The sequence below is a fragment of the Azospirillum sp. B506 genome (genome assembly GCF_000333595.1).
In the GTDB taxonomy this organism is placed as follows: Bacteria; Pseudomonadota; Alphaproteobacteria; order Azospirillales; family Azospirillaceae; genus Azospirillum.
The window spans coordinates 1-9,907 of record NZ_BADK01000919.1 but is presented as its reverse complement, the minus strand read 5'-3'; the positions used below and the strand labels follow the sequence as shown (position 1 = coordinate 9,907).

Annotated in this window: 7 protein-coding genes and 1 pseudogene; 6 read left to right on the top strand and 2 right to left on the bottom strand. The window is 66.6% G+C overall.

Annotated features, from left to right (window positions below; genetic code table 11):
- From I71_RS28485 to I71_RS28465, 5 genes are all read left to right on the top strand, one after another.
- Window positions 1-4,096 (top strand): response regulator (locus I71_RS28485; RefSeq protein ID WP_042702187.1); only part of this gene is annotated, 4,096 nt, incomplete at its 5' end.
- Window positions 4,093-6,453: a response regulator gene (locus I71_RS28480; RefSeq protein WP_244434106.1), complete on the top strand. Its 2,361-nt coding sequence runs from the start codon at window positions 4,093-4,095 to the stop codon at window positions 6,451-6,453. The genes I71_RS28485 and I71_RS28480, both read left to right, overlap by 4 nt.
- A 66-nt stretch (window positions 6,454-6,519) precedes the next feature.
- Window positions 6,520-6,894: a hypothetical protein gene (locus I71_RS28475; RefSeq protein ID WP_042702192.1), complete on the top strand. Its 375-nt coding sequence runs from the start codon at window positions 6,520-6,522 to the stop codon at window positions 6,892-6,894.
- 85 nt (window positions 6,895-6,979) lie between these two features.
- Entirely contained in the window at window positions 6,980-7,249 is a 270-nt protein-coding gene (locus tag I71_RS28470) for a DUF5985 family protein (protein ID WP_042702184.1), read from the top strand.
- Window positions 7,249-7,527 carry a DUF5985 family protein gene (locus I71_RS28465; RefSeq protein ID WP_042702181.1) on the top strand — a complete coding sequence of 93 codons (279 nt, stop codon included), beginning with the start codon at window positions 7,249-7,251 and terminating at the stop codon, window positions 7,525-7,527. The genes I71_RS28470 and I71_RS28465 overlap by 1 nt, the downstream gene beginning before the upstream one ends.
- A 7-nt stretch (window positions 7,528-7,534) precedes the next feature.
- Here the strand turns inward: I71_RS28465 and I71_RS28460 are convergent, their stop codons facing one another.
- On the bottom strand, window positions 7,535-7,903 hold the full coding sequence (locus I71_RS28460; RefSeq protein WP_244434105.1) for a hypothetical protein: 369 nt from the start codon (window positions 7,901-7,903) through the stop codon (window positions 7,535-7,537).
- Window positions 7,904-8,154: 251 nt separating this feature from the next.
- On the opposite strand from I71_RS28460, the gene purT reads away from it, so the two are divergent.
- A complete protein-coding gene (gene purT, locus I71_RS28455) occupies window positions 8,155-9,324 on the top strand; it encodes a formate-dependent phosphoribosylglycinamide formyltransferase (RefSeq protein ID WP_042702175.1) in 1,170 nt (389 codons plus the stop codon).
- A gap of 56 nt (window positions 9,325-9,380) precedes the next feature.
- Here the strand turns inward: purT and I71_RS28450 are convergent.
- Window positions 9,381-9,907 (bottom strand): annotated as a pseudogene (locus I71_RS28450) (hypothetical protein); the annotation flags it as partial.

The window sequence follows — 9,907 nt, the reverse complement described above, 5'->3', positions numbered from 1 at the left end:
ACTGAAATCCACCATCAACACCATGGTGGACCAACTGAACAGCTTCGCCTCGGAAGTGACGCGCGTGGCGCGCGAGGTGGGGTCGGAAGGCAAGCTGGGCGGTCAGGCCCAGGTGAAGGGGGTTGCCGGCACCTGGAAGGATCTGACCGACAATGTGAACGCGATGGCGACCAACCTGACCGGTCAGGTCCGCAACATCGCCGAAGTGACGACCGCCGTGGCCAACGGCGATTTGTCGAAGAAGATCACCGTCGATGTGAAGGGCGAGATTCTGGAGCTGAAATCCACCATCAACACGATGGTGGACCAGTTGAACAGCTTCGCGTCCGAAGTCGCCCGCGTGGCGCGCGAAGTGGGGATCGAAGGCAAGCTGGGCGGACAGGCCCAGGTGAAGGGGGTTGCCGGCACCTGGAAGGATCTGACCGACAATGTGAACATGATGGCGGCCAACCTGACCGGTCAGGTCCGCAACATCGCCGAGGTGACGACGGCGGTCGCCAAGGGCGATCTGTCGAAGAAGATCACCGTCGACGTGAAGGGCGAGATCTTCGAGCTGAAATCCACCATCAACACCATGGTGGACCAGCTGAACAGCTTCGCCTCGGAAGTGACGCGCGTGGCACGCGAGGTGGGGTCCGAAGGCAAGCTGGGCGGTCAGGCGAAGGTCGAAGGTGTCGGCGGCACCTGGAAGGACCTGACCGACAATGTGAACATGATGGCGGCCAACCTCACCGGTCAGGTGCGCGGCATCGCCAGCGTCGTCACCGCGGTCGCCGACGGCGACCTGAAGCGCAAGCTGGCGGTGGACGCCAAGGGCGAGATCGCGGCGCTGGCCAACACCATCAACGGCATGATCGACACGCTGGCGACCTTCGCCGATCAGGTCACCAACGTGGCACGCGAGGTGGGCATCGAAGGCAAGCTGGGCGGTCAGGCCCGCGTGCCGGGCGCCGCCGGCCTGTGGAAGGACCTGACCGAGAACGTGAACCAGCTGGCCGCCAACCTGACCACCCAGGTGCGCGCCATCGCCGAGGTCGCCACCGCGGTGACCAAGGGCGACCTGACCCGCTCCATCACCGTCGAGGCGATGGGCGAGGTCGCGGCGCTGAAGGACAACATCAACGAGATGATCCGCAATCTTCGCGACACGACGCTGAAGAACGCGGAACAGGACTGGCTGAAGACCAACCTCGCCAAATTCACCCGCATGCTGCAGGGCGAACGCGATCTGGTCACCGTCTCCAACATGATCCTGTCGGAGATCGCGCCGCTGGTGAACGCTCAGCACGGCGTCTTCTACGTCGCCACCCGCGACCGCGACGAGCCGCTTCTGGAACTGGTCGCCTCCTACGCGCTGAAGGAGCGCAAGAACCTGTCCAACCGTTTCCACCTGAAGGAAGGTCTGGTCGGGCAGTGCGCCTACGAGAAGAAGCGGATCCTGCTGACCAACGTGCCGCGCGACTATGTCGCCATCAGCTCCGGCCTTGGCGAGGCGCCGCCGTTGAACATCATCGTCCTGCCGGTTCTGTTCGAGGACGATGTGAAGGCGGTGATCGAGCTGGCGAGCTTCGGCCGCTTCAGCGAGACGCACCAGAGCTTCCTGGAGCAGCTGACCGAGAGCATCGGAATCGTGCTGAACACGATTGCCGCCAACATGCGCACCGAAGGGCTGCTGAAGCAGTCGCAGCGGCTGACCACCGAGCTGCAGAGCCAGCAGGAGGAGCTGAAGACCACCAACGAGCGGCTGGAACAGCAGGCAGCCTCGCTGCGCAAGTCGGAAGAGCTGCTGAAGGCCCAGCAGGAAAAGCTGACCACCACCAACGAGGCGCTGGAGGAAAAGGCCGAACAGCTGGAGAAGCAGAACATCGAGGTCGAGCGCAAGAACCGCGAGGTCGTGTTCGCCAAGGCGGCGCTGGAGGAGAAGGCGGAACAGCTTGCCCTGACCTCCAAATACAAGTCGCAGTTCCTGGCAAACATGAGCCACGAGCTGCGCACGCCGCTGAACAGCCTGCTGATTCTGTCGAAGCTGCTGGCCGACAACCCGGACACCAACCTGTCCGACCGTCAGGTGGAGTTCGCCCGCACCATCCACTCCGCCGGATCGGACCTGCTGGGGCTGATCAACGACATCCTCGATCTGTCGAAGATCGAGTCCGGCACCGTGACTCTGGAAATCGGCGAGGTCGTGCTGGGCGACCTGCGCACCCATGTCGAGCGCACCTTCGCGCAGCTGGCGCAGGAGAAGAAGCTGGACTTCACCATCGAGATGGACGCGGCGCTGCCCGCCAGCGTCCAGACCGACGAGAAGCGGCTGGCCCAGGTTCTGAACAACCTGCTGTCGAATGCCTTCAAGTTCACCGACACCGGCGGCATCACCTTCCGCGTCGCCCCGGCGACGGAGGGGTGGAGTGCGGCGCACCCGACGCTGGACACGGCATCGTCGGTGCTGGCCTTCACCGTCATCGACACCGGCATCGGCATCCCCGAGGACAAGCAGCGCATCATCTTCGAGGCGTTCCAGCAGGCCGACGGCACCACCAGCCGCAAGTACGGCGGCACCGGTCTCGGTCTGTCGATCAGCCGCGAGATCGCCCGGCTTCTGGGCGGCGAGATCCGCGTCGCCAGCACGCCGGGCAAGGGCAGCGCCTTCACCCTGTTCGTCCCGCGCAGCTACGACATCGTGGCCGATCCCGTCTCCCAATTGGGCACGCCGGCTATCGCCGCCGCCAGCGCCTCCCTGCCCCCCGCCGGGCTTCTGCCGAAACGGACGGACTCGGCAACCCGCCCGGTGGTGGCGTCGGGTCCGCAGGAAGGGCTGGCCCTGCTGGACCTGCAGCCGGCCAGCGACGACCGCGAACGCCTGCGTCCCGGCGAGCCGGTGGTGATGATCGTCGAGGACGACAACACCTTCGCCTCCATCCTGCTCGATCTGGCGCGGGAGAAGGGCTTCCGCACCATCCTGTCCAGCGGCGGGGCGGCGGCGCTGCCGCTGGCGCGCAAATACCGGCCGGACGCCGTGCTGCTCGACATCGGGCTGCCGGACATGGATGGCTGGGCGCTGCTCGACCTGCTGAAGCGCGATCCTCAGACCCGCCACATTCCGGTCCATGTTATTTCCGCCAAGGACGAGCGGCGCCGCGGTCTGGCGATGGGGGCTTTCGACTATTCGGAAAAGCCGGTGGAGCGCGAGGCGATCTTCGACGCCCTGAACCGGGTGAAGAGCTTCAAGGAACGCGATCACCGCAAGCTGCTGGTGGTGGAGAAGGACAGCCCGCAGCCGGGCGGCGTCGCGGCGTTGATCGGCAACGGCGATGTGGAGACGCACACCGTCACCTCGATCGAGGCGGCGATGGCGGCACTGAGTGCCGACCGGTTCGACTGCATGGTGCTTGACCTGTCGAGCCCGACCCTGTCCGGCCCGGTGACCGTGGATTTCGAGTTGATCGAATGGCTGCGCACCCGCGACACGCTCGCCTGGATGCCGGTGGTGGTCTATGTCGCCGCCGACATCGCGGCCGAGGACGAGGCGCGGCTGCGCCGTCTGGCCGAAACCGTGGTGCTGAAGAGCGCGCGTTCGCCGGCCGGCCTGATCGACGAGACCGCGCTGTTCCTGCACCGCGCCGTCGACCGGTTGCCTGACGAGAAGCGCCGCAGCATCCTCGATCTGCGCCAGCACGATCCGTCGCTGGCCGGCAAGCGGGTGCTGGTGATCGACGACGACATCCGCAACATCTTCTCGCTGGCCAGCGTGATGGAGGCCCACAGGATCGAAGTCCTGCATGCCGAGAGCGGCCGTGAGGGGATCGAGCGGCTGCGCGCCGACCCCAACGTGGATGTGGTGCTGGTCGACATCATGATGCCGGAGATGGACGGTTACGAGACCATGCGCACGATCCGCAGCATCGACGAATTCCGCGCCCTGCCGATGATCGCCGTCACCGCCAAGGCGATGAAGGGCGACCGCGACAAGTGCATCGAGGCCGGGGCGACCGATTACATCGCCAAGCCGGTGGACATCGACCATCTGTTGTCGCTCCTGCGAATCTGGACCGCCAGAAGCGGCCGGTCCCAGTCGCGCGGCGGGGTGCAGGCGTGACCCGGCGCAAGTTGCGGCCGATGCGGGCCTTGCGGCGGTCGCCCTTCGTCCCGCCGGCGACCTTCCCGGTACCGGCGGCCCGCCGGTCGCGCCTGCTCGGCACCACCAGCGTTCAGCCGGTCAGCGTCCGGCCCTCCGGCGGGCTTGAGGTGGTGCCGGCCTCCCCGTCTTCCACCATGACGCCGCCATCGGCCGCCGTTCCTGCGGGATGGGAAAGCGGAACCATGACCACCGATTCACATCCGCAACCCGACAAGGCGGACGTCGCGATCCTGGTCGTCGACGACGATCCGCGGAACCTGTTCGCCGTGCGCGAGACTCTGGAGGATCTGGGGGCGCAGCTGGTGCTCGCCCGCTCGGGAGAGGAGGCGCTGAAGCATCTGCTGCGCCAGGACTTCGCCCTGATCCTGCTGGATGTCCATATGCCGGGCATGGACGGTTACGAGACGGCGGAGCTGATCCGGCTGCGCGAGAAGTCGCGCCACATCCCGATCATCTTCCTGACCGCCATCAACAAGGACGAGACGCACATCTTCCGCGGCTATGCCTCCGGCGCGGTGGACTACATGTTCAAGCCGGTCGACCCGCAGATCCTGAAGAGCAAGGTGGCGGTCTTCGTCGATCTCTACCGCAAGACGGAGGAGGTCAAGCGCGAGGTCGAGGCCAAGCAGCGGCTGCTGGATGAGAATGAGCGGGTGCGGCGCGAGATGCGGCAGGCCGAGCAGGCGCTGCGGCGGTCGGAAGAGCGGCAGGCGCTGATCCTCGGCCAGCTTCCCATCGTGCTCTATACCGCCGATCTGTCGCCGGGCATCCCGTTCCGCTATCTGTCCGACACCACGGAGACGGTGCTGGGCTGTGCCGCCGCCCGTTTCATCGAGGATCCGCAGTTCTGGGAATCCCGGCTGCATCCGGACGACCGCAGCCGCGTGCTGCGTCAGCTGGCCTCGATCCATGACACCGGGCTGACCACGGTGGAATATCGCTGGCGTGGCCCGGATGGCGGCGAACGCCATCTGCTCGATCAGGCGGTGGTCGTGCGTGACGAGAACGGCGAGGCTGCCGAGCTGTTCGGCACCATCATGGACGTGACCGAGACGCGCCAGGCCCAGCAGCAACTCGCCCATGCCCAGAAGATGGAGATGGTCGGCCAGCTGACCGGCGGCATCGCCCATGACTTCAACAACATGCTGATGGTGGTGATCGGCAGCCTGGAACGGTTGGTTCCCGGTCTCGCCGACGATCCGAAGGCGGCGAAGCGGGCCGAGATGGCCTTGCAGGCGGCGCTGCGCTGTTCCGACATGACGCGGCGTCTGTTGACCTTCGCCCGGCGCCAGCAGCTTCACCCGGAGCCGGTGGACCTCGGCGTTCTGGTCGCCGGTATGGGCGAGCTGATGGAGCGCACCCTGGGCGGCGGCGTCGCCATTGCCATCGAGGCGCCGCCGGCCGACGCCGAGCCGCTGTGGATCGCCTCGGTGGACCGGTCGCAGGCGGAATCGGCACTGCTGAACCTCGTCATCAATGCCCGCGACGCCATGCCCGGCGGCGGCACCCTGCGGATCAGCACCGCGAACACCCGCTTCGGGGAGCCGCAGGCCGGACACGGCATGTCGGTGCCGGCCGGCGACTATGTCCTGCTGTCGGTGTCGGACAGCGGCTGCGGCATGCCGCCGGATGTGCTGGAGCGGGCCTTCGAACCCTTCTTCACCACCAAGGAGACGGGGAAGGGCACCGGCCTCGGCCTTGCCATGATCCATGGTTTCGTCAAGCAGTCGGGCGGGCTGATCGGCATCGACAGCACCCCCGGCGCCGGCACCACCTTCCGCCTCTATCTGCCGCGGGCGGCATTGGAAACCGGCCATGGTCCGGCGGCCGACGAGGATCGCGCCGACGAGGCGCTTGCCGGCCGTGGCGAGACGGTGCTGGTGGTCGATGACGACGCCGATGTCCGCTCGGTCGCAACCCAGGCGGTGGCGGCGCTGGGATATCGCGTTCTGGAGGCCGACGGCGCCGAAGCGGCCTTGACCCTGCTGGACCGCCAGCCGGTCGATCTTCTGTTCACCGACATCGTCATGCCCGGCGGCCTGAACGGGCGCGAACTGGCGCGGGAGGGGCTGCGCCGTCACCCGTCGCTGCGGGTGCTGTTCGCGTCCGGCTATGCCAACGGAACCACCGCGCCGGAACCGGAGGCCGGCGCGTCCACCGACGCCGCCGCCGATCCCGGCGCCGTTCTGGGGGCCGTGCTGAGCCGTGCGGAAACGCTGTCCAAGCCATATCGCGGCGGCGATCTGGCCCGCGCCTTACGGCACGCGCTGGATTTGCAGTCTCCTCTTGCCCCGGCGGAGGTCGTCCGGGGCTGATGAGGGGGATCGAGGGCGGCGTTGCCCACGCCGCCGGTTGTGCATATTCAGGTCAGGTTCTGGTTCATGGTTTTGTCCGACGATGCGCTTACTCTGTTGCGAGGGTCGATCCGGTCTGTCTGGGCGTTGGAGCTTCTTCTTCTGCTGCGCCGGAACCCCGACCGCGACTGGTCGAACGGCGATCTGGTGAAGGAGCTGCGCGGCAGCGAGGTGGTGGTTCAGGAGGCGCTGGCGGGATTCCTCGGCGCCGGTCTGCTGATGGCCCAGGCCGACGGCAGCCACCGCTACCGCCCGGCCCTGCCGGTCCTGGACCGGTGGGTGGAGGAAATCGAGCAGGCTTACGCCAGCCGTCCGTCCGCCATCATCCGGGAGATCTTCGCCGCGCCCGGCAACAAGGTTCAGATCTTCGCCGATTCCTTCCGCTTCCGCCTCAACGATTGACCTCAGTGGATGACATGATCGCGGTTTTCATCGTCAGGAATGCGTGCCGTCCCCAGCGGGGGGAGAGCGGGGTGGGAGCGTCGAGATGGATGTCGTGAAGTCGGCGGTTTATCTGCTGTGCTTTGCCGCCAGCCTGCTGTGCATGGTCCTGCTGCTGCGCAGTTATCTGCGTTCGCGCAGCCGGCTTCTGCTGTGGAGCACGCTGTGCTTCGTCGGGCTGGCCGTGAACAATCTGCTGCTGTTCATCGACGTTGTCGTTCTGCCGACGCAGGTCGACCTGCTGCCGCTGCGCCAGTTCTCCGCCATGGCCGGGGTTGGCGTGCTGCTGTACGGCTTCATCTGGGACGCCGAGTGATGCTGCCGACCACCTCCAGCTTCTTCACCGGGGCGCTTGCGGCTCTCTATGCGGTCGCCGGGCTGTTCTTCCTGAGCTTCTGGAAACGGACGCGCGATGCGCTGTTCGTCAGTTTCGCGCTGGCTTTCCTGCTGCTGGCGCTGAACCAGATCGTGCTGACGCTGGGCGGGCTGGAGCGGGAGGAGCAGAGCTGGGTCTATCTGCTGCGCCTGCTGGCCTTTCTGCTGATCATTGCCGCCATCTTGCGGAAAAACCTGGAGGGAAGGCGGCGGCATTGACCGGCGGTCATTTGCGGCCGTCGCCGAAGCGGCGGCAATCCCACTCGTCGGTCCCCGCCTCCGCCCGGCCGCCGTTGGAGGTGCGGTAGCGGGAGTCGTCGCACTGGCCGTTGCCGGCATAGCGGCTGTAGCCGCCCCGGCCGCCATAGCTCCCGCCATATCCCTTGCCGTAATAGCCGCCGTTGTCGTAGCCGCCGCGCTGGCGATGATGCCGGCCCCGATCATGGTCGCCATCGTCGTCGTCGTTCCCGGCGGTTGCGGCCAGCACGCCCAGCCCGACCACCGCCGCGCCGATCAGCAGGGCGCCGGCCATGTCGTCGTTGCCGTTGCCGGCACAGCCGGGCAGGGCCAGCGACGCCGCGAGGCAGGCGGCCATTGCGGTCCTGCCGCTGAAAAATTTCCGCTGCGTCCCCGTGTCCATCGCCGCCTCCCAAGCAAGGGCTTCATTCAGGCATGAACAGGTGACCGGAGTTTTTCATCCGCTACCATTATAGTTTCTTTTTAGAAATATTTGTGCAAGCCCCGTTTCCGCTTTGCGAATGCAGATGCGGACCGACGGCGGGGCTTGGCCGGGCCGGCGGGAAGCCCTATGGTCGGCCAGCTGTCGCCAATATCGGGAGTGCGTGGATGTTCACCGCCAGGATCCTGTTGCTCGGCTCCGGGGAGCTGGGCAAGGAATTCGTCATTGCGGCCAAGCGGCTGGGCTGCGAGGTCATCGCCTGCGACAGCTACGCCAACGCGCCGGCGATGCAGGTCGCCGACAAGGCGGAGGTGTTCTCCATGCTGGATGCCGACGCCCTGCGCGCCGCCATCGCCAAGCACAGCCCCGACTATATCGTCCCGGAGGTGGAGGCGATCCGCACCGAGGTGCTGCACGAGTTCGAGGAGGCCGGCACCATTGTCGTGCCGTCGGCCCGCGCCGCCACCATGACGATGAACCGCGACCGCATCCGCGAGGTCGCCGCGACGGAACTCGGCCTGCGCACCTCGCGCTACCGCTATGCCGAGAGCCTGGAGGAGGTCCGTGCCGGGGCAGATCACACCGGTTTCCCCTGTGTGATCAAGCCGGTGATGTCGTCGTCGGGCAAGGGGCAGAGCACGGTGCGGGATGCCGCCGGGCTTGAGGCCGCTTGGGACTATGCGGTGGCGAACATGCGCGGCGACCGCCGCAAGGTGATCGTCGAGGAATTCGTCCCCTTCGAGTACGAGATCACGCTGCTGACCGTCCGCACCCGCGACGGCATCCTCTATTGCGAGCCGATCGGCCACCGGCAGGAGCGCGGCGACTACCAGGAATCCTGGCAGCCGGTCCTCATGCCACAGGCGATGCTGGACGATGCCAAGGCGATGGCGGCGCGCGTCGTCGACAATCTCGGCGGCTACGGCATCTTCGGCGTCGAGTTCTTCGTCACCGCCGACGAGGTGGTCTTCTCCGAACTGTCACCGCGTCCGCACGACACCGGCATGGTCACCCTGCTGTCGCAGAACCTGTCCGAGTTCGAACTGCATGCCCGGGCCATCCTGGGTCTGCCGATCCCGAGCATCGTCTGCCATGCCCCGTCGGCCTCCGCCGTCATCCTGGCCGACCGCGAGGCGGAGAACTTCCGCATCGACGGGCTGGCCGACGCGCTGAGCCTGGGTTCGGCGGAGCAGGAGGTCGATGTCCGCCTGTTCGGCAAGCCGACCACCCGCAAGAACCGCCGCATGGGCGTGGCGCTGGCCACCGGCACCGACACCGACGACGCGCGGGCACGGGCCAAGCAGGCGGCGGACAAGGTGACGATCCGCTATCTGTGAGGCGTTGGTTTCGATTCCGCGGGCGGGGGGATGGTTCCCCGCCCGCGGGAGCCTTTTCAGACGGCGGTGGCGAGCATTCCAGTTGGGGAGTCCGAGTCGAGCATCGGGGCCGCCCGACCGGGTGTCGTCGTCAACGGGGTGGTGGAGCGGCCTTCCCGGTAGCCGAAGTTCACGTAATGGGCTGCCGCCGACGCTGCGTCGTTGCCGAATCGACGCTGAAGATCGGGGTTCCGCGCCAGATAGGCGGCGGCGTTGAACGTCGTCGTTCTTCCTTCGAGCCGTCCGACGGTTGCGTAATGAAGGGCCGCGGCCGTTGTGTTGCTGCCGAAGGCGCTAATCAGGTCTGGGTTCGCCGCGATATAGCTCATCGCATTAAAGGACGTGCTTCGCCCTTCCAAGCGCCCGCTGGTAATGTAATGTCGGGTGGCGGCGACGGTGTTCAGTCCGAAGGCAGCGGCGAGATCCCGGTTCGCCGCAAGATATCCGACCGCATCGAAGCTGGTGGAACGGCTTTCGGTGTAGCCACTCTGGACATAATGGTTGAACGCTGCCGCCTCGTTGGTGCCGAGTGCGGCTGCCAGAT